Here is a 19,980-nt window from a genome sequence, read left to right on the forward strand (position 1 = left end):
TTTTATCGTTCTATATCTGGCTCTATATCTTTATTTTTCTCGATTGGTCTATCTTGTTTGTCAAATGGATTATCTCTTAGGTAACTTGGTAGTCTGCTTTCAAAATGGTCGTAAGAATATTGCTCTCTACCATCTTTCATCCCTTCAAGTCTGTCGCTTGTGCCGGTAGCATTTTTTAAAATATCTGCTAACTCTGGAAACTCTTTGGCTAGATAATAGCCTTTGTTAAATCCAGATACATATTCTTCCTCGTTGAAATTCTCTTTCATATCCATTTGTCATTTGTTTCATAACTATTATCATTCAAGTAATCATTTATTGAATCCGCATCGTATAAAATGATTTTTTTTGATGGTTGCGAGAACCTGACTTTTCCTGTGTCTCTTAAGTTCTGTAGAGTAGTGGTGCTAGTGATGCGTAATTTCTGCATAGCCTCTTTTCCAGATATCCATTTATCCTCTGGTTTTTTCTTGTCGCTAAGTCTATCAACGACTTTTTCAATCAGTGCATAAAAAGCGGTTTCTTCAAGACAAATTACTTCCATGAGCGTTATAAGAGTTTATTTACTAAGCTAATAAACTTTTCCAATAACAAAAAATGTATCTTTGAATTCTACGAAAGCAGAATTAGAGGTTGCGTTAACAATACGTTAACAAAGAAAAAAGCCTTTAGAGTTTTAAGTCTAAAGGCTTGATTACCAGTGTAGCGGGGAGCAGGATCGAACTGCCGACCTCAGGGTTATGAATCCTGCGCTCTAACCATCTGAGCTACCCCGCCGAAAAATTTCGAGCTGCAAATATAGGATTTAATCCAATAAACAAGAAAATTATTTCAAAAGGTTTTTCCGCTAAAACAACAAGGCTCCTCAAAGCTTGTCTTCTAGTTATTTAGCACATTGCGTTGCCCTCAAAAAAAGCTTAAATCTAACAGGTGTAGCAAAAAAAATACTTATTTCCTAAAACTTTGCTTTTATAAAAGAAAATACTTTTCTTTAGAAAAATATAAATCAGAAGTTAGGATGTCAGAAAAGAAGAAATTTACATTAGAATACGCAATAAGGTCATCTCCACGTATACTATATAGCTTTATAAGCGAGCCAAACGGTTTGTCGCAGTGGTTTGCTGATGATGTAATTTTTAGAGACCAAACCTATACTTTTACTTGGGACGGAGAGGTGCAAAAGGCAAAACTCATTAGTGCAAAAGAAAATAAGCTAGTGAAGTTTAAATGGGTTGATGACGAACCTTACTGCTATACAGAAATGGAAATTGTTCAAGACGAACTTACCAATGATGTAGCATTAGCCATCACAGATTTTGCCACAGAAGATACCATACAAGAAAGAAAGCAGATTTGGGATAACCAAATTACTTATCTATTAAGCGTACTAGGAGCCTAAGTTTAATCGTTTTTACTGTAATTAGGTAGCTAAACAATTTAACTTATCATTGGCTTTGCCTATCTTTGCATAGTTGAAAAAGATCCATTTATTGCTGATAAAGGCATTTCTTAGGCCTTTTGCCGTCACATTTTTTATTGTGATGTTTATTCTATTGATGTTCTTTTTATTTAAGTACGTCGATGATTTAATAGGCAAAGGCTTTGAGTGGTATGTAATTGCCGAGCTGATGATGTATGCATCGGCGTCTAACGTGGCCATGGCGCTGCCTTTGGCTATCCTGCTTTCTTCTATCATGACCTTTGGCAACTTGGGCGAGAATTACGAATTAGTTGCCATCAAATCTGCCGGAGTTTCTTTACGTAAAGCTATGCAGCCGCTTTTGGTGCTCATTGTAGGCTTAGCGGTAGCTTCCTTTTTCTTTTCAGATTATATGTTGCCCAAGGCCAACCTCAAATATGGTTCTCTACTTTGGGATGTACGGAATAAAAAATTATCCTTCCTCATTAAGCCAGGGGTATTTAACAATAGTATTCCAGGCTATTCTATGCGTGTAGAGCGTAAAGGAGAGGGCGCTGTCGATTCGCTGTACGGTATCATGATTTACGATCATAGCAGTGGAAACGGTATTCCGCAAATTATTATGGCCCAAAAAGGCAAAATGTCCAAAACTTCCGATGGTAATTACATGGTACTCAACTTGGTGAATGGCGTACGTTATCAAGAAGCAGCATCTAACAGCGGTGGTTATAATCCTCGTCAGTCGTTAACGCGTATGCGCTTTAAGCAAACTGAAGTGAAATTCGACTTCAGTAGTTTTAAGGATATGACCCGTACGCAGGAAGAAAATTTCAAAAATAATGCACCTATGCTCAACAGGAAAGAACTGTTGCAAAGAAGAGATTCCTTAACTAAAGATCTTGATAGCGTAGGCAAGGCATTGCAAAATAGTGCCCAATATTACTTTAAGCAAAGCGGTTACGTAAAAGGCTACACCAAAGTTAAAACTCCACCAAAAACTATTAAAGGCAGTGTGCTCACAGTACTTCCAAAAGATCAACGGGTGCAGGCGCTGCAAGGTGCCTACGACCAGGTTGATGCCTTAAAACAGACCATAAAAGGTCAATTGGCAGAGTACGAATTTAGAAGCAAAGAGATTTTAAAAGCCAAAATAGAATACCAACGTAAATATACTTTGGCGGTATCCTGTCTGTTGTTGTTCTTCATCGGTGCGCCATTGGGGGCAATTATTCGTAAAGGTGGTTTAGGTTTACCTGTGGTAATCGCCGTTATTTTCTTCCTGTTCTATCACATTATTTCAACGGTGTCCGAAAAATCTGCGAAAGAAGGTTCTTTAGATCCTGTTGTTGGTATGTGGATGGCTATTTTCATCCTCACGCCGGTTGGTATTTTCTTAACTTACAAGGCAACAGTAGATTCGGCACTTTTCGATATCGATTACTATAAACAAGCGGTGGTTGGTTTGTTTAAAAAACTTAGCAGGAAGAAAGCTGTAGAAGCTGGTGAAGTGAGGAAACAATAACGGTAATTTCTATTAGTGAATAAGGAAATGATCGTTAGTGCGCATGGCGGCAATGGTCCCGCTATTCGCTTTACTTGCCTCATACTTCGGCTACGTGCTCGCTTCTATCGGGTTTAATTAACTAAAACCTGTGCGAAGCACCTGTAAACCATGCCCGTTTAACTTTTGCGTTCGTTGCGAAACTCTTATTTTCTTAGCGTTAATTAACCGCAAAGTTTTCGGAGGTTTGGCAAAGTACGTAAAGTTATTACACAATTTTTGCCACCTAAACCCGATGGAAATGGATAGCCCGCAAGCGAGGAACGAGTGCGGACTAGTAATGTACAGCGGGGCTACGGTAAGATAGCAGTACATCAACTGCTTTTCTAATTATTGAATGCTTTTTCTGTTAAAACTAACCCTTTGGCTGCGGCTCACTAAACTTACGTTATAATTATAATTCAGTACAATTATTGCTGCTAAAGGTTGTACCTTTGTACTCAAATTAAAGTGAGGCGAAAACCTCATTCATTTTGTTATAAAGCCAAAATGGAAATTAAATTAAATACAATAGAAGAAGCGCTGGCCGATGTTAGGGCTGGTAAAATTATCATAGTAGTTGATGATGAGGACCGTGAGAACGAGGGTGATTTTCTAACTGCGGCTAGGAATGTAACGCCTGAGGTCATCAATTTCATGTCTAAATATGGGCGTGGTTTAATCTGTGCGCCACTTATTGAAGAAATGTGCGATAAATTGGAGTTGAATTTAATGGTGCAGAATAACACCGTTTTACATCAAACACCGTTTACCGTATCGGTAGATTTAATTGGACAGGGATGCACTACAGGTATTTCAGCACATGATAGAGCTAAAACGGTGCAAGCGCTAATTAATCCGGCTACCAAGCCAGAAGAATTAGGCAGACCAGGACATATTTTTCCGCTTAGAGCTAGAAAAGAAGGTGTTTTGCGTAGAACGGGGCACACCGAAGCTACCATAGATATTGCTCGTTTGGCAGGTTTTGAGCCTGCTGGTGTACTCGTAGAAATTATGAACGAGGATGGTACCATGGCTCGTTTACCAGATTTGATGCTGATTGCTAAGCAGCATGATTTGAAAATCATTTCTATTAAAGATTTGATCAGCTATCGTTTGGCAGCAGAAAGTTTAATTAAAGAAGAAGTTACGGTAAACTTGCCAACTCAATGGGGCGATTTTAAGATGACTGCTTATACGCAACTTAGCAATGGAGCTACGCACTTAGCTATTTCTAAAGGCGAATGGCAAGAAGATGAGCCTGTTTTAACGCGTATTCATAGTTCTTGTGTTACGGGAGATATTTTTGGTTCTTGCCGTTGCGACTGTGGTCCGCAATTGCATAAGGCTATGGAAATGATTGAGAGGGAAGGAAAAGGTCTAATTGTGTATATGAACCAGGAGGGTAGAGGTATTGGTTTGGTAAATAAATTACATGCCTACAACCTGCAAGACGCTGGTTTAGATACTGCCGAAGCTAACATTCAGTTAGGTTTTAAAGTAGATGAACGTGATTACGGTGTTGGTGCGCAAATTTTAAGAGCGCAGGGCATTACCAAAATGAAATTGATGTCTAACAATCCGACCAAAAGAGCTGGCTTAATTGGCTACGGTTTAGAGATTGTAGAAAATATAGAAATTGAGATAGAAAGTAATAAGCACAATGAATCTTACTTGATTGCCAAGAGAGATAAAATGGGCCATCAGATTTTGAAAGGCTAAATGCTTATTGAAATTTATTAAAGAGCGTCGGGAGGTAAATACTTCTGACGCTTTTTTATTTACGTTTAATTGGAAAAGATCTAGTCCACTTCGGTTGAGATGAAGAAATTGATGCGGCCAGACTCAAGGCCAATATTACTTCCGTTGATTTTTCTTGCTCTCGTTAATGATCGCTTCTTTGCTTATACGTTGCTTTTCTTTCTCGGCTTCTTTCTTTTTCTGCTCCCTACGGTATTTGCCAGATATTTTCTGCATCAACTCTGCAAAGGTGTCAAATTGTTGGTTATAGATTAATCCAAGTGAAGTGATGTTTCTGAACGGATCTATACCAGGGTTGGCGAATATACTTTGTATGGTAGGCGGTTTATTCGCTACTTTACCCACCAAACTACCATCTTTCTTAATCAACCCTAAAACCTCCACTTCACGCCCAACTTGGTTTCTGAAACCAATGCTGTTGTCAATTGAGCTTTTGCTCATATCGGTAATTCCGGCGTTTACAATTACCCTATCGTTAAAGAATTTGAATGAGGCACTGGCTTCGTTAAATGATCTGATGTTGATATCCACGAAGTTCAAGTTCAAGCTGGATAGCACATTGTTCAATTGGTTGAAAATTAAATCTGTTGCTGTACCAGTACCTACAGAACCCAACTGCTGACTTAGATTTTCTGCACCTGTTCCCGGCGCAAATCTTCGCTGAATAATTAAACTCAACGCCTGTGTGTTCATGTTATTGCCATCATTAAAGTAAGATTGTAATTCTTCTTTAACGGCCGGTACGGTTGGAAAGAAAATGTCAAGTTTGATGTCTGGCTTCATCAAAAGTCCAGTCAAGCCCATTTCTACCTCGGTTTGTACAACCTGTGTGGCATTACTGCTTCCATCGCGGTTAGCAGCTTGGTATAAATCGCCCAATGCTGCACGTAAGGTATAAATGGCTTTCAAATTGATTTGAGCATTCGTCGGATTTCCAGTCCATCTAATTGTTCCTCCTTGTCTAATCTCAAAGCGTTTGTTAATTACTTCTCTTGCGGTAAAGTCAAATATGCCGCTCTCAATAATGTAATCGCCCTTCATTTCAAAGTCGCCAACTTTAGAGATGTTGAGCTCTAGATCTGCATTTCCAGTGCCGCTAAGTTTACCTAAAACTGTAAATATATTCACAGTAGTATTAGGATCTACAGACAACTTAAACCTCATACTCAAACCTTCGAAACTGCTTTGTTTTTTTACCACTTTCGTTGTGTCTTTGCTCACAAAGGTGATAAAGTCCTTGTCGGTTACGGTTTCGGAGCTATTAAGTGGAAGGCTGAAAACGGTTCCTTTTTCTGTTTTCGCATCAATATCGATAAACATATCATTGGTAGGTCCTCTGAAAGAAAATTTTCCAGTTCCGTAGGCTTTACCAAAATAAATTGCGTTGTCCTTTGAGGTCGTATTCAGTGCCATCAAACCCTTAGCTTCTAGTTGTACCTGTATGTTGGGGTTGTTGATGTCTTTTAGGTCAACGCTGCCGTTAGCAGTTCCTGTATGGCCTTCTAGATCTTTTAAAACGAGATCATTTAATTGAATAGCACTATTGTTAACTGAAACCTCATCATCAATAACGTAGGTGGTTTTAAGATAGTTTACCGTTAGCTGCGCTTTGTTAAGTGTGATGTCGCCATTAATTAAAGGTTGATCAAAAGGACCTTTAACGGTGAGATCTGCTGATACTTTACCTTTTAAATTAGATACCAGTTTATTTAAGAAAGGGGTTAAGATAGCAAGTTCACTATCGTTTAAGTTTACTTTTAGGTCGATTTGCTTCTGAGCGGCATCTAAATTTCCAGTAATATTAAAAGTCTCTCTGTCGGCAGCTACGATTTTAGTGTAAACCGAAGCTATCTTGCTTGTGCTGTTAAATGAAGAAGTATCGGTAAGACTACCAATATACGTATTATTAAAGCTAAGCGAATCAATATGCAAGCTATCGCTAATTTGCGGAGATTTGAGGATGCTGTTGATCTTTGCTTTACCATTGGCTATTCCTGCAAAACTAAATCCAGACCCTTTCATAAATGGATTAATTGTAGAAAGTCTAAAGTTCTCTAAGGTTACTAATAATGCATCAGAAGGGTCGTCAGAAATGACGCCGTCTACTTTCAAATCTTGCTTTCCATTGCTTAATGAGAAGTTTTCTACTTTCGTTTTTCCTCCATTGAAACTGATTTGTACTTTGTCTTCAATGTTCCAATCCTGATAGTTAATTTTTAAGTTGGAGGGTAAAATACTGATCTTTGAGGTGTCTGGTAAAAATTCAACCAAGCCGTTTAAATCTAGCTGGTTGGCATCATCTGCGTTAGATAGTTTTACGTTGAGCGCCAAGCTATCGTTGCGCAAAATGTTCGAAATGTTGACGTTCTTAATGTACAGACTGTCATTCAAATCTACCCGATCTGAAGAAATAATCGCTGTCAGTTGCCTTTCCGTGGTATTCTCGTCAATGATAATGTTATTCGCAACAATGCCTTTGTATTTCAGTCGTTTTATAATACCACCTAGTGTTGCGGTTTTATTTTTAGAATCGAAATTTCCTACTAATAAAGATTCTTTATCTATCTCTAAACCTGGAGAAACAAGCTCAGCAATAGGTTCAAAGTCTTTAATCTTTAGCCTAAAATCGAATACTTGGGTTTTGTAGCTGAAAATCTCAGTTTTTAGCGATGGGATATAAGTTTTTGCAATGGTTTTGAAGTAGGAAACAATTGTGCCTAAGTCGTACTGGCCCTTAATCCCAGCCTCCAAAATATCAGAATTGATGCTTAAACTCCTGTCTAAACCAGTTCCTCTAGCATTAAGAAACACAGAATCTACTTTGTATACGCCTCTTAAATTGTTAAGTGTAATTTCTTGCAGCAATAAACTTCCTTGAATATTGTCGAGGTTGGTTCCCGAAAAGTTGGTGCTAAAAATGGCGTCTACTTTAAGCGAATCTTTGTAGAGTTTCAGGGTTTTTAAGCGAGCATTTCTGATGTTAGCCTTGAAATTAAATACTGGAAGTTCTGGGTTTAAATTTACACCTCCATCAAAATCTAACTGTACATTCTTGTCATTTACCTTTAGGTTTCCATCAAAGAATTTCTTCTCGAAAGTACCATTAATGTTAATGTTACGATACCTGTAGCCTTTAAAATCTAAATAACTGATTTGTCCTTTCAGTTCCTCGCTCAAATCTTTCACTTCGGTTCCACGACCTTTGATGTAAAGCTCTGAACTAATTCTGCCTAGTAATTTTTCGTTAAGAAGATCGCCAATGTGGAAGTCGTATGTTTTCACATTTCCAGAGTAAGATGGAATACCCTTCTTATCAATCTTCATGTTAACATCAGATTCTAAGCGACCTAATTTAGTTTTGAATTCTCCAAAGGCGATAAAATCGTTCTGGAAACCCGTGAAACGTCCATTGAAGTTAATATTGCCGAATTTACTAATGATATCTGGAATTGATTTTACACGTTTCCCTGTGAGGTCAGTTAAAATATTATCTAGATCTACTTTGTTAGTTCCGGCTAAATCAATTCTCATATCCATGAAAGTTTCGTTCCAGTTTGGAAGTCCTTTCATGTTAAAATCACCTTTAATGTAAGTTGCCCTTCCTGCTTTAACAGAAAGTTTTTTTGCTCTTAAATCATTAACTAGGCCAGTTATTTGCCCATCAACCTCCAAATCTAGCTTCATGTTTTTAAGGGCGGGAGCAAAAAATGCTACATCACTCGAAGATACATGGCTGTTAATGAAATTGGCTTTCATCCTCACCTTATTTTCATAATCATTAAAATCTTTGAAGGATTTAAATTTCATCTGATAATAATTAGTAAGGCGAGTTTTGTTCGTAACCAGTAATAGGTTTTTCAGCTCTATTGCATTGCTGTCTACCGTAGTTAAGGCACTTAAGTTTTTAAGATAAAAGCCACTTTTTTCCCTAAGTGTAAGGTTTTTTATTTTTGTTTGAAGAATGTGATCTTTCGTATTAAGTCCCTCAAAAATGCCATTCATCTCCGTTACATCAACGTCTTCAAAATTTACACCTGCAACTGTCTGGGTATCTCGGAGGTTTTTGTATTTGAAGTGAAGATTGTTGATGATGATTCGATCAAATAGAATTTCAAATTTCTTCTTCTTTTTCTTAGGTTTTTTAGGTTCTCCACTGTCAAAGTAGTCTATGATGAAATCAAGGTTGGAATTTCCATCTAGTTGATTTTTCAAGAAAAACGTGCCATCATTCAACTGAACAGTGTTGATATCCAGTATTCTCTGCTTAAGTGAAAATTGGTTAATGTCTACCAAAAACTTAGGAAAATGAGCCAGAGTATCTTTTTGCAAATCGAGAACTAGCAATTCTTCTAACACAACAGACTTGAAAGGGCGCACGTAAAGTCCCCCAACACTCACGGTTGTATTTAATTCTTTAGATAAATAATTTGCTGCTTTTTTAGCTACGTAGGTCTGTACAGGCTTAAACTGTAGGGAAAAGAGTACGCCTGCAATCAAAATAATGATCGAAGCGATAATCCACAGAAGTATTTTTAATAGTTTTTTAATAATTTTGTAGCTTAAATATCTTTCCAGTGCCTATCATATTAGCTATAGAATCATCTTGCGACGAAACTTCAGTTGCCATTTGTGATAACGGCAAAATTACTGCCAATGTTATTGCAAACCAAACAATTCATGAAAATTATGGAGGGGTAATTCCTGAGTTAGCCTCTAGAGTGCATCAGCAGAATATTGTTCCCGCTGTACAACAAGCGCTAGCAATAGCAGAAGTGGACAAAAAACAGCTTGATGGTGTTGCTTTTACGCAAGGACCAGGTTTGTTAGGATCGCTTTTGGTAGGCGTTTCTTTTGCCAAATCTTTTGCATTGGCACTAGATTTACCTTTAATTTCTGTGAACCATATGCAGGCGCATATTTTGGCTCATTTCATTGATGAACCAAAACCGAAATTTCCATTTTTGTGCCTTACCGTTTCTGGCGGACATACCCAGATCGTTTTAGTGAAAGATTATTTCGATATGGAAATAGTAGGAGAGACTTTGGACGATGCTGCGGGTGAAGCTTTTGATAAAACTGCGAAGATTTTAAACCTACCTTATCCAGGAGGGCCTTTGATTGATAAGTATGCTAAAGAAGGTAATCCGACGACTTATCAATTTCCAGTTCCGCAAATACAAGGATTAAATTATAGCTTTAGCGGTTTTAAAACTGCAATTCTCTATTTTGTGAGAGATGGCGTTAAAGAAAATCCTACGTTTGTGGAAGAGAACTTGGCAGACATTTGCGCTTCGGTGCAACATAGTATTGTCAATATCTTACTTAGTAAATTGAAAAAGGCAGCGAAGGAGTATAATTGTAATCAAATTGCAATTGCAGGTGGTGTTTCGGCAAATTCTGGCCTACGTAACACACTTTTAGGATTACAAGATACACTAGGTTGGGAGGTGTTTATCCCTAAATTTGAATATTGTACAGATAATGCGGCGATGATTGCGATAGCTGGTTATCAAAAATTTTTACAGAGCGACTTTGTTGGTCAAGATGTTTCGCCTTTGGCCAGGATGAATTTTTAAAATAGAATAATATGCAAGCAAATAGTTTTATCTTTTTTGGTTTATTGGCGATACCGCTAATCGTATTTTTAATTTGGGTAATTAGACAAGATAAGAAGAAAAATTACTTAGGCTTAGTGTTGTTACTAATTGGAGCTGTAATTGCAGCATATACCATTGTTAGGTTAGATGCTTCTTTTGTGAAGGAGAAAATACCAGCTGCAGCTCCAAAACCTTCAAGTTTTAGATAAGGTTAGTGACAAGTAAAGAAAACTAAAAGATTGTACGGCTAATAACACTTAAAAAATAAGCTTCGTACAAATCTATAGAAAGTAAAAGGGCACAATTCATTAGAACTGTGCCCTTTCATATTTTTAATTACTGTACAATCTATTGTTCTTCTAACTGCTCTCCAGTAACTTCTTCTCTAATTCGAGTTTCAATTTCTTCAGCTAACTCAGGGTTATCTAACAATAACTGTTTAACAGCATCTCTACCCTGACCTAATTTTGTTTCTCCGTAAGAGAACCAAGAACCTGCCTTTTTAACAATACCAAAATCAACACCTAAATCTATAATCTCGCCAACTTTAGAAATACCTTCACCAAACATGATGTCGAATTCTGCCAAACGGAAAGGCGGAGCAACTTTGTTTTTCACAATCTTCACCTTCACACGGTTACCAGAAACCTCATCGCTATCTTTAATTTGAGAAGTTCTACGGATATCTAAACGTACCGAAGCATAAAATTTCAATGCGTTACCACCAGTAGTAGTTTCTGGGTTACCGAACATTACACCAATTTTTTCACGCAATTGGTTAATGAAAATACAGCAACATCCAGTTTTTGCAATAGTACCAGTTAACTTACGTAAAGCCTGGCTCATTAAACGAGCTTGTAAACCCATTCTGCTATCACCCATTTCACCTTCAATCTCTGCTTTTGGTACTAATGCAGCAACCGAGTCAATCACGATTACATCAATAGCGCCAGAACGGATTAAGTTATCAGCAATTTCTAAAGCTTGCTCACCGTTGTCTGGTTGAGAAATCAATAAGTTGTCAGTATCAACACCTAATTTCTTTGCATAAAACTTGTCGAAAGCGTGCTCGGCATCAATAATTGCTGCAATGCCACCTTTTTTCTGAGCTTCGGCAATAATGTGCGTAGCCAAAGTAGTTTTACCAGAAGATTCAGGTCCATAAATTTCAATGATACGTCCCTTAGGTACACCACCAACGCCTAAGGCAATATCTAAACTAATAGAACCAGTGGAGATTACATCCATGCTCTCTACAGCTTGGTCGCCAAGTTTCATGATAGAACCTTTACCGTAAGATTTTTCTAATTTATCTAAAGTAAGCTGTAGTGCTTTTAATTTTTCTGTATTCGGATTCATGTCTTTTAAATTCTGGTAATAAATATAATACGTTTCGGCAACTAAATAAATTATGTTTAACTAATAATTTTAGCAAAAATATCAAAATGTTTTTATTAAGTGCAAGTTTTTTTAGAAATATTTTTTACTCCTTTATGTTTTGCTCATATTTTTAGCTTTCTGTAGCTTCTCAAAATATTGGCAAAAGTAGGTTAGTTCACATACCTCACATTTCGGACTGCGAGCTACGCAAACATAGCGCCCGTGTAAAATTAACCAATGATGGGCCACTGCAATAGTATGTTCAGGTAGGTTTTTTACCAATTCTTTTTCCACCGCTAATGGTGTTTTGCCCTTAGTTAAACCTAAACGATTAGCTACTCTAAAAACATGCGTATCAACAGCCATTGCAGGTTCATTATAAACCACTGATGCAATTACGTTTGCCGTTTTTCTGCCCACGCCGGGCATTTTTTGCAGCTCTTTTATATCAGATGGCACTTCATCATTAAAATCATTGAGCAACATGTTGGCCATTCCCACTAGATGTTTGGCCTTATTGTTCGGATAGCTCACACTTCTAATATAATCGAACACAATATCTGGCGTAGCTTCGGCCAGCGTTTTGGCATTGGGGAAACGTTGAAAAAGTGCCGGAGTTACCTGATTAATACGCTTGTCGGTACACTGCGCAGATAGAATTACCGCCACCAATAACTGGTACGGATTGTTGTAGTGCAGCTCTGTTTCGGCGTGCGGTTGCTTGGTAGAAAAATGCTCTACAAAATGACGGTAACGTTCTTTTTTTAGCATCAACAAATTTACGATTATTAGTTCAATAGTTCATTGGTTCACTTGTTCATTAGTTTAGGTTTTTAGAAAATGTTTGTTAGTAATTCATGGCAATTGCAGTCCCGCTATACGCTGTAATACTTTTGTGTCCTATTGCCGTCATTTCGAACTTAGAGAGAAATCTGTTAGTTAGAAGCATTTCACTCTGAGATTTCTCAGTCGTACCTCCTTCGAAATGACGGTTCCAAAAGTATTTCCGCTTCTATCGGGTTTAATTAACGTAAACCTGTGCAGGGCACTTGCATTCTAAACCCGACATAAGCGAGCACGTATCCCGATTTTATCGGGAGTAGTAAAGCGTTTGGCGGGACTAAACTTCAATAGTAGCATTGCCATTGCTTTTCCAAATAATGAATATGAGCTTCATCCAAAAAACATACCTTTGCATCATGGCCCGAAAATCAAAGAAAGCTACAACGAAAAGACCTTTATTTAAGCGTATTGCAGTTGCTGTAGGCAAAGTGATGCTCTGGTTTTTTATGTTTTCAGTAATTTGGGTATTGGCTTATCGCTTTATCAATCCGCCGATTACCTTTTTAATGGTACAGCGCAATTGGGAACGCAAAGCAGATGGAAAACCTGCCAAGATTAAGAAAGAGTGGGTAAAATTTGAGGAGATTTCTGATAACATGAAGCGTGCAGCCGTTAGTGCCGAAGACCAACTTTTTTTGAAGCATATGGGCTTCGACATCAAAGCCATCGAAAAAGCATATAAAAATAACGAGAAACAAGGGGCTAAGAAGAAAAAAATTAAAGGTGGAAGTACCATTTCTCAGCAAACGGCTAAAAATGTGTTCTTATGGCCAGGACGTTCGTATGTGCGCAAGGCTTTTGAAGCTTACTTTACCTTATTGATTGAGGTGCTTTGGAGCAAGGAGCGTATTTTAGAAGTATATCTGAACGTAATTGAAATGGGAGATGGTATTTACGGTGCTGAAGCTGCGTCGCAAAAGTACTATGGTCATTCTTGTAGAAAAATGACTCGTTCGGAAGCAGCTTTAATTGCTGCATGTTTTCCAAACCCACTACGCTGGAACCCAAATAAAGCAACAAGTTATATTCAACATCGGAAGTATTTGATTATGCGAAATATGCGCAGGTTGGGTCCGTTAGATTTTTAATGTTCGCTCCAAAGGTTGTTTTCTATTGCAAACTTTAGTAATCCTACTTTTTTATCAATTTTCAGTTTGTATATCATGTTTTTTCTGTGTGTATCTACAGTAAACATGCTGATGAAAAGTTTATTGGCAATTTCTTGCGAGGTATAGTTTTGAGCAATCAACTTTAAGATTTCTAACTCCCGATAAGTTAGCTTATGCTTTTTTAAAAACAGATCTGTATTGCTAAAACTGTTGCTTGTTTCGTCTGGCGGCGTAGCTAATGTGAAGTAGGTTTTTCCTTGGTGTATGTCTCTAATTACTTTAAATAGCAGCTCTGTACAGGTATCTTTTGGCAAACAACCGTTTACGCCAATGTCTTTTAGCTTTTTGTGTACTGCAGAAGTGTTATACATTGATAGCACTAATATTTTAATATGTTGATGGCGCTCGATTATTTTTTTTGCGACCGTTTCGCCATCTAAAATAGGCATGTTTAAATCTAGAATGAGTAGGTCTGGTTGTTGTGTATTTATCAAATGAAGCAGTGTTTTGCCATTTGTCGCTTTGCCTATAACTTCAAAATCAGTTTGAGTTGTCAACAAACCACACAGTCCTTCCATAAACAGTACGTGGTCGTCTGCTATCATAATTTTCAATGTGTTAGCTGTAGCGTCCATTTTAGTTTGGAATGAAAATACTTATGCTAGTGCCTAATTGGTTACTTTCGGCATTAAATGAGCCTTTTAATTGGTTTACTCTTAGTTTTATGTTGCTAAGTCCAATTCCGTTTGTGGTAACTTCATTATCAAAACCCACTCCGTTATCTTCGCACATAACGATAATTTGTTCTTCGGTAGAAATGATTTGGAAGGAGGCTTTTTTAGCTTTTGCATGTTTGATCACATTGCTAATTAGTTCTTTGGCAATACGATAAACAGTCAATTCTATTTCAGGAGAAACAGGTTTGTTCAGATCGTGTATAAAGTCGAACCTAATGTGCCCCGTCAGGTTGATTTCTGAAAACTGCTCATTTAGTGTGCTTATTAACCCCTTATCTCCTAGGTTTTTGGGCATCAGGTTATGCGATATTTCCCTTAAATTTTCGCAGGCATTCTCTATCATGTGGATGGTTTGCTCGTAAAACTTATTGTTTTCTGGCGGCAGCTGTATAATGTTTGCTTTAAATGCGGTTACGTTAAGTTTAATGGCCGACAAGGTACCGCCCAAATCATCATGTAAATCTTGGGCTAACCTCCTTCTTTCATTTTCCTGCGCTTCAAAAACATCATCTATTAAAGCAATTTCTAATTTGCTTTTTTCCTGCTGTAGCGTTTTGGTTTCTTTTTTAAGGAAATTGTAGCGTTGGGTTAGGGCAAAAGAAAGGAAGACAATTTCGGCAGTTAATCCTACTACCAGCCCTGTGGTAACCGATATGGGGTAATAGCTGGTTATTCCAAGAGCATTAAAAACGTAGTTTAAAATTCCTAATAGTAAAATAAGCATGGCAACTAAATAATACCAAGCTAATTTGTATCCCTTAACAATCCGTTCAATAGTATTGAATATGAGTATGATTACTGTTAATAGCGCTATGAAATTAGCAATGTAGAAATTGATTTTTTCAAGCTGTAAATTGGTGCCGAAAATTAGTAGTCCCAGCGGTAGCAAAGTCAGTAAATAACAGAGGTTTTTGTAACCGTTTACCAGACCGTAAAATCTGCTATTTGTTTTATTTTGACTAATAAATAAAAGCATGATTTGAACCAACAATCCCGAGCTAATAAATGCAATGATATTTCTTAAGTAATCTTGCAATAAAGGAATGTTAGGGTAAATCCACTGAAAACCTAAGCCTTCATCTTCAAGATTAAACACAAGAATACAGGTTACATAAACAGCATAATACAAGTGTATCTTATCTCTAAGAGAAATAAATAAAAAGATGTTAAATACAATTGCGAAAAAATAGATACCAACAAAAATGCCAAATATGGTGTAAAAGGGAATTTCTGCATGTATCAGATCAACATCTTTTGCCAAACCTAGCGGCATTACCATATTTTGCCCACGTTTATCTGCCCATAAAAAATAGGATGCTTTTTCGTTTGCCCTTAATTTTATTGGGTAGAGATAGTTGTGGTAATTTATTGGTCTACTGCCAAACTTAAAGTGGTCGCCAGTGAGAGCCATAGCAGTAATTTTTCCTGCGCTATCTAACTTAAATAACTGTAGCCTGTTAACGCTGTTGCTACGTTCGTTGAAAAATAGATTTACTGGTTCTGCTAAAGTATTGTGTACATCAAAAATAATCCACCAATAGCTTTGGGTAAATCCTTTGTTAAACGTTCTGCCAGATGTAAGCTCGGTGAGTTTGCCTTGGCGTTTTAGCTCAACTAAAGTATTTACGGTAGCTTTTAGCCCTTTATCCTCATAGAAATAACCGTAGTTTCTAATATCATAGCTGCTCGAATGATCAATTAAAATTGGCCTGTGGTTTTGGGCAAAGCCCGAAAAGCCATAAAAGATAAAGCAAATAACAGGTAAGATTTTCATAGGTAGTATAAATATAGTGTTAAAAAAGGGTTTTAGAATATACCGAGTGCTAGGTATATAAATTCGGGTTTTTTGGATGCTAGCTTTGTGTACTAAACTATCTATTATGAAAAAGTATCTACTGCCGTTGGTGTTCCTTTTGCAAGTGAATGCTGTATTTAGTCAAAAGGTTATTGCTGAAGACGAAAAAGTTATTCAATATGATACTGAATGGGGAAATTGGGTGGCCACACCCGAGAATGCCAATATTTTGTTTAGTGCCAAACTAAAATGGTATGATAAGCAAAAAAGAATCTATGCATGGAGCGTTCGCCATAAGGTTACAAGAATGCCGATAGCTTTCGAATGGAGAATTTCTAACCAGGTTTTTATAGGAGCTGTTGATTACTCAAGTGCAGTTGGGGAAAATGATGGCTATTACAAAAGTGCTACCTTCGATAGCAGGGATAATGCTAATTCAATGAATGGTAATGGATTTGCAATTTATAGTTCTTCAAAAACGATGTTGTATTATCAAGTGCGTAATGTTTGTCTTGTATTTGATGGAAGAAATCCCAACTGCAATTTCAGCGCAAGTTCAACTAAGTCGAGCGCTTCGAATTCTGCCATTACTCAGCAAAATGACGTAGCAAACAATAATACCGTCAACCAAGGAAACCAAACGCAGCAACATAATCAGACAGGTGCTACCCAAAACACTAATGTTAATACACAGATAAGTAAAAGCCAGCAACAAGAAGAAGTCATAAATACAGTTGGTGCCACTTTTTCTAATGCTGCTGTATCTTTAACTAACAGAAACCTAGCAACGCTAGTTCGACAAACGCAAATAGAGGCAGAAATAAAGCAAATTTTATCAGGGCGTGAAAGCCAGTATCCAGAAGCCGCAAAACACTTTAACGTTTACTTAAAAGAAAGAAAAAAGGCAAAAAGAGGTATGTGGATTGGTGTTGGTCTTGCCGCCGCCGGAGCGGCAGTAACTGGGGTAGGTGTGCTTAGTGGAGGGGAATATGACATTAACGAAACTCTCGTGTATGCAGGAGCTGGGGCAGCGGTAGTTGGTTTAATTACTACAGTTTTTTCAATTCCAGTTTCATCTAAAGGAACGACCGCACTGGAGAATGCAAAGAAAAGCTTAACATTTGGCGCTGCATCTTCTGGTTTGGGTATATCGGTAAAATTCTAACTTCAAAAGCCAGCAACCATTATTGAGGTCTATTAGAAACAACAAGCTTGCGAAAAATTAATGGTTCTTCAACAATAGGCTATTGAAAGTCATATTTGGGAGGATAGAGAGCTATAACTCCCTGTCCTTTTTCCTGTTCCACTTAATCTTAAGTTCCCCATCTTCGTCAACAGCTTTTAGGTGTAGCACAATTCCTTTCATTCGTGCCAACTCCCGTTCTTCTTTGTCAATAATATCAGCGCTTTTTTTAGGATCTCGCAGAGGAATATCTAAGGCAATATTGGTGCCGCGATTGAAACTATACACTCCCTTTACATCAAAGTTAAGTGCGGTAGAATTTACCTTCATAGGGCTGATATCTACTTTATCGCCGCGTAGGGTAAGTACGCCATTTAGTTTTTCGAGCTCTACATTCGATAGATTTCTGCTTCTGAAAACAAACTTCCCTACCTTTTCTAAAGGTTCGAAACCAACCAATGCAGCCTTGTCTAAAGTGAAGTTCACCTTGCCATACATCGATTTTGGAACCATATTTCCTTTTGCTGTTACATTGCCCGAAGCATTAACGTTAGCAGAAAGAAATCCTTTTAGGTTCTTGTTGGTAATAGACTGCTGACCAAAATTATCGAAGGCGTAAAAGAACTCTTTGATACTTACACGGGCAATATTGGCGTTCAGTTGCATTTTGTTCACGGCGCCCAATTGCTCCACTTTTCCGCTGAAATTGATATTGCCGCCAGCGTGTTGCACCGCAATTTTATTGAAGTAAACGCCATTGCCAATCAGCGAAATATTGGCATTTAAGTTACGGGCTATAAATTTATTGTAAACCGCCCTGTTCACATTCAGCTGTAAATGCACTTTAGATGCTTCCAAAGCTGCACTCAACTGTTCCGAAGCTTCTTTAATTGCATTTTTGCTCGATGTTTTCTTGCGTTTCGCTTGTCGTGGTCCTAAAAATGGCATAAACTCGCTCAAGTTCAAATTTGGACTGCTTAGTTTTACGTTTGCTTCTATTTTTTGTGGATCGGTGTAGTAAAAATTCAAGAAGTTTTCGATGCTGCAGCTCATGTTCAATATGCTTTTGCCGAGTTGAAGTCTGCTGTTGGTGATGTGTAAGTCCTTTTGATTAAAGTTTAAATCTAGCGAGCTGTTTACCAACTTTAAATTACGAGGCAGGTAATTAATAGTGGCACCCTTAATTGCTATTTTACCTTGAAGTACAGGTTTTGTAAACAAGAAATTGTCAATATCTGCCTGGCAAAACAAGCTCAAATCGGCAGTGCCTTTTTCAAACTTGAAACTTTCTTCCTCAAAAGAACCATTCAATTGTTCTAAGTTGAATTTCGAAGTCACCAAACCTTGCGCCAAAGGTTTCTCTAAGTTCGAAACCGTAAATGTATCTACTCTAATTGGCGCATTATAGTAGTTCGCTTTCAATCCGTAGAAGCGAATAATAGAATTTGCATCGCCAATGGGTTTGCTGGTGGTATCTTGGTTAGAGAAAAATCCTGTAAAACTGCAATCTGTTAAATTTCCAGATGGAATAGTAAGGTTGTTATTCGCCACCGTCATTTTTACATTAATGAGCGGGTCGCTACTGGTTTTATCGCCATTGTCAATAATACTAGCGGTAACATCAATGGGCTTTTCTATTCCAAATTTGAGCAACTTAGTAGAGATGTTAGGTGCCAGCAATTTCGCAACATTAGGGAACATAATTTGATCAGCCTTTATGGCAATAGAGAAAGCAGATTTATTCTCGGCCACGTTAATATTTGCGCCGATGCTAAAGGTATCATCACCTATCTTAATTGGTTTTTGGTCTATAATAATTACTTCCGCCTCATCATCATAATGTGCTGTCATGTTGCCAATAATGCTTTTGTCTTTTAAAAAGCTACCTTTTCTGGTATTAAAGGCAAAACTCCGTACTTGTGTTTTCAATTTAAAATCACCATCCCATCTGCCAAACGGATATTTTATTTTCCCCTTCAGTTCGTCTACATAAAAACTGAAAAGTTTAAAGCGTTTCTGGTTATCAATCACTAAATCCACCTTGTTCAAATCAATAATCCTTACCTGTAAATCGTTCGACTTGTCGTTGTTGTTCTCTGCCTTTTTCTGGCTTTTGGTGCGGAACATACTGGTGTTCGTATAGCCGGTAGAATCTGTGTACAAATAGATTTTAGCATTGTTAATGGCCACTTTGCGGATGTTGATGGTGCCCACAACCAGCGAAAGTGCGTTCAGCGAAACATCAATATCTTTTGCATTAAGCAGTTCGTGTTGGTGTTTTTGCCATAAGCTATCTCTCAGCGATACATTTTTTAAGGATACAGATATCCCCGGAAAACCCTTGAGCAAAGTAGTTTCCATGTGCGAAACACTTACCGTTCCATTCACTTTGGTATTTACCTGGTTCAGTATTTTGGCTAAAATGGCCTTGTTGTTTTTGCTGATGTAATATGCTGCACCTACCCAAGCTAGGATAAGTAAAATAAGCAGTGCGCCTACTATTTTTAAAGAAATTTTGAGCCAACGTTTCATTAACGGTATCTGTAATCCCAAGTTAACAAATAAACATACAAGTTGTTTGTTCGTCGTTAATTATTAGTTAATAACAGATAAGA

The 19,980-nt window shown here is 37.6% G+C and carries 15 protein-coding genes and 1 tRNA gene; 7 read left to right on the forward strand and 9 right to left on the reverse strand.

The window, feature by feature from the left end; genetic code table 11:
• Positions 1–2 precede the first annotated feature (2 nt).
• From AC23ME_RS19585 to AC23ME_RS19595, 3 genes are all read right to left on the reverse strand, one after another.
• Positions 3–269 (reverse strand): hypothetical protein, encoded by a 267-nt coding sequence (locus tag AC23ME_RS19585; protein ID WP_487729436.1) that lies wholly within the window; start codon positions 267–269, stop codon positions 3–5.
• Positions 266–544 carry a helix-turn-helix domain-containing protein gene (locus AC23ME_RS19590; RefSeq protein WP_487729437.1) on the reverse strand — a complete coding sequence of 93 codons (279 nt, stop codon included), beginning with the start codon at positions 542–544 and terminating at the stop codon, positions 266–268. The genes AC23ME_RS19585 and AC23ME_RS19590 overlap by 4 nt, the downstream gene beginning before the upstream one ends.
• A gap of 159 nt (positions 545–703) precedes the next feature.
• Positions 704–777: transfer RNA gene (locus AC23ME_RS19595), tRNA-Met, on the reverse strand.
• A gap of 241 nt (positions 778–1,018) precedes the next feature.
• On the opposite strand from AC23ME_RS19595, the gene AC23ME_RS19600 reads away from it, so the two are divergent.
• From AC23ME_RS19600 to AC23ME_RS19610, 3 genes are all read left to right on the forward strand, one after another.
• Positions 1,019–1,399 (forward strand): START-like domain-containing protein, encoded by a 381-nt coding sequence (locus tag AC23ME_RS19600; protein ID WP_487729438.1) that lies wholly within the window; start codon positions 1,019–1,021, stop codon positions 1,397–1,399.
• 73 nt (positions 1,400–1,472) lie between these two features.
• Positions 1,473–2,942, forward strand: a complete 1,470-nt coding sequence (locus AC23ME_RS19605) for an LptF/LptG family permease (protein WP_487729439.1) — start codon at positions 1,473–1,475, stop codon at positions 2,940–2,942.
• Positions 2,943–3,470: 528 nt separating this feature from the next.
• Entirely contained in the window at positions 3,471–4,682 is a 1,212-nt protein-coding gene (locus tag AC23ME_RS19610) for a bifunctional 3,4-dihydroxy-2-butanone-4-phosphate synthase/GTP cyclohydrolase II (RefSeq protein WP_487729440.1), read from the forward strand.
• Between the two features lie 135 nt (positions 4,683–4,817).
• Here the strand turns inward: AC23ME_RS19610 and AC23ME_RS19615 are convergent, their stop codons facing one another.
• On the reverse strand, positions 4,818–9,218 hold the full coding sequence (locus AC23ME_RS19615) for a translocation/assembly module TamB domain-containing protein (RefSeq protein ID WP_487729441.1): 4,401 nt from the start codon (positions 9,216–9,218) through the stop codon (positions 4,818–4,820).
• Between the two features lie 77 nt (positions 9,219–9,295).
• On the opposite strand from AC23ME_RS19615, the gene tsaD reads away from it, so the two are divergent.
• Both tsaD and AC23ME_RS19625 read left to right on the forward strand, forming a co-directional pair.
• On the forward strand, positions 9,296–10,297 hold the full coding sequence (tsaD, locus tag AC23ME_RS19620; RefSeq protein WP_487729442.1) for a tRNA (adenosine(37)-N6)-threonylcarbamoyltransferase complex transferase subunit TsaD: 1,002 nt from the start codon (positions 9,296–9,298) through the stop codon (positions 10,295–10,297).
• A gap of 11 nt (positions 10,298–10,308) precedes the next feature.
• Complete coding sequence (locus AC23ME_RS19625; protein WP_487729443.1) at positions 10,309–10,527, forward strand: hypothetical protein; 219 nt, start codon at positions 10,309–10,311, stop codon at positions 10,525–10,527.
• Positions 10,528–10,666: 139 nt separating this feature from the next.
• On the opposite strand, the gene recA is transcribed toward AC23ME_RS19625, so the two are convergent.
• Both recA and nth read right to left on the reverse strand, forming a co-directional pair.
• A complete protein-coding gene (recA, locus tag AC23ME_RS19630; protein ID WP_487729444.1) occupies positions 10,667–11,677 on the reverse strand; it encodes a recombinase RecA in 1,011 nt (336 codons plus the stop codon).
• A 132-nt stretch (positions 11,678–11,809) separates the two neighbouring features.
• Positions 11,810–12,469 (reverse strand): endonuclease III, encoded by a 660-nt coding sequence (gene nth / locus AC23ME_RS19635; RefSeq protein WP_487729445.1) that lies wholly within the window; start codon positions 12,467–12,469, stop codon positions 11,810–11,812.
• A 428-nt stretch (positions 12,470–12,897) separates the two neighbouring features.
• On the opposite strand from nth, the gene mtgA reads away from it, so the two are divergent.
• A complete protein-coding gene (gene mtgA, locus AC23ME_RS19640; RefSeq protein ID WP_487729446.1) occupies positions 12,898–13,629 on the forward strand; it encodes a monofunctional biosynthetic peptidoglycan transglycosylase in 732 nt (243 codons plus the stop codon).
• Here the strand turns inward: mtgA and AC23ME_RS19645 are convergent.
• Complete coding sequence (locus tag AC23ME_RS19645) at positions 13,626–14,255, reverse strand: response regulator (RefSeq protein ID WP_487729447.1); 630 nt, start codon at positions 14,253–14,255, stop codon at positions 13,626–13,628. The genes mtgA and AC23ME_RS19645 overlap by 4 nt on opposite strands.
• A gap of 31 nt (positions 14,256–14,286) precedes the next feature.
• Positions 14,287–16,161, reverse strand: coding sequence for a sensor histidine kinase (locus tag AC23ME_RS19650; protein ID WP_487729448.1), 1,875 nt, complete (start codon positions 16,159–16,161; stop codon positions 14,287–14,289).
• 106 nt (positions 16,162–16,267) lie between these two features.
• On the opposite strand from AC23ME_RS19650, the gene AC23ME_RS19655 reads away from it, so the two are divergent.
• A complete protein-coding gene (locus AC23ME_RS19655) occupies positions 16,268–17,347 on the forward strand; it encodes a hypothetical protein (RefSeq protein ID WP_487729449.1) in 1,080 nt (359 codons plus the stop codon).
• A 111-nt stretch (positions 17,348–17,458) separates the two neighbouring features.
• On the opposite strand, the gene AC23ME_RS19660 is transcribed toward AC23ME_RS19655, so the two are convergent.
• A complete protein-coding gene (locus AC23ME_RS19660) occupies positions 17,459–19,897 on the reverse strand; it encodes an AsmA family protein (protein ID WP_487729450.1) in 2,439 nt (812 codons plus the stop codon).
• Positions 19,898–19,980: the final 83 nt, after the last annotated feature.

Source organism: Pedobacter sp. T50_32, assembly GCF_057652195.1.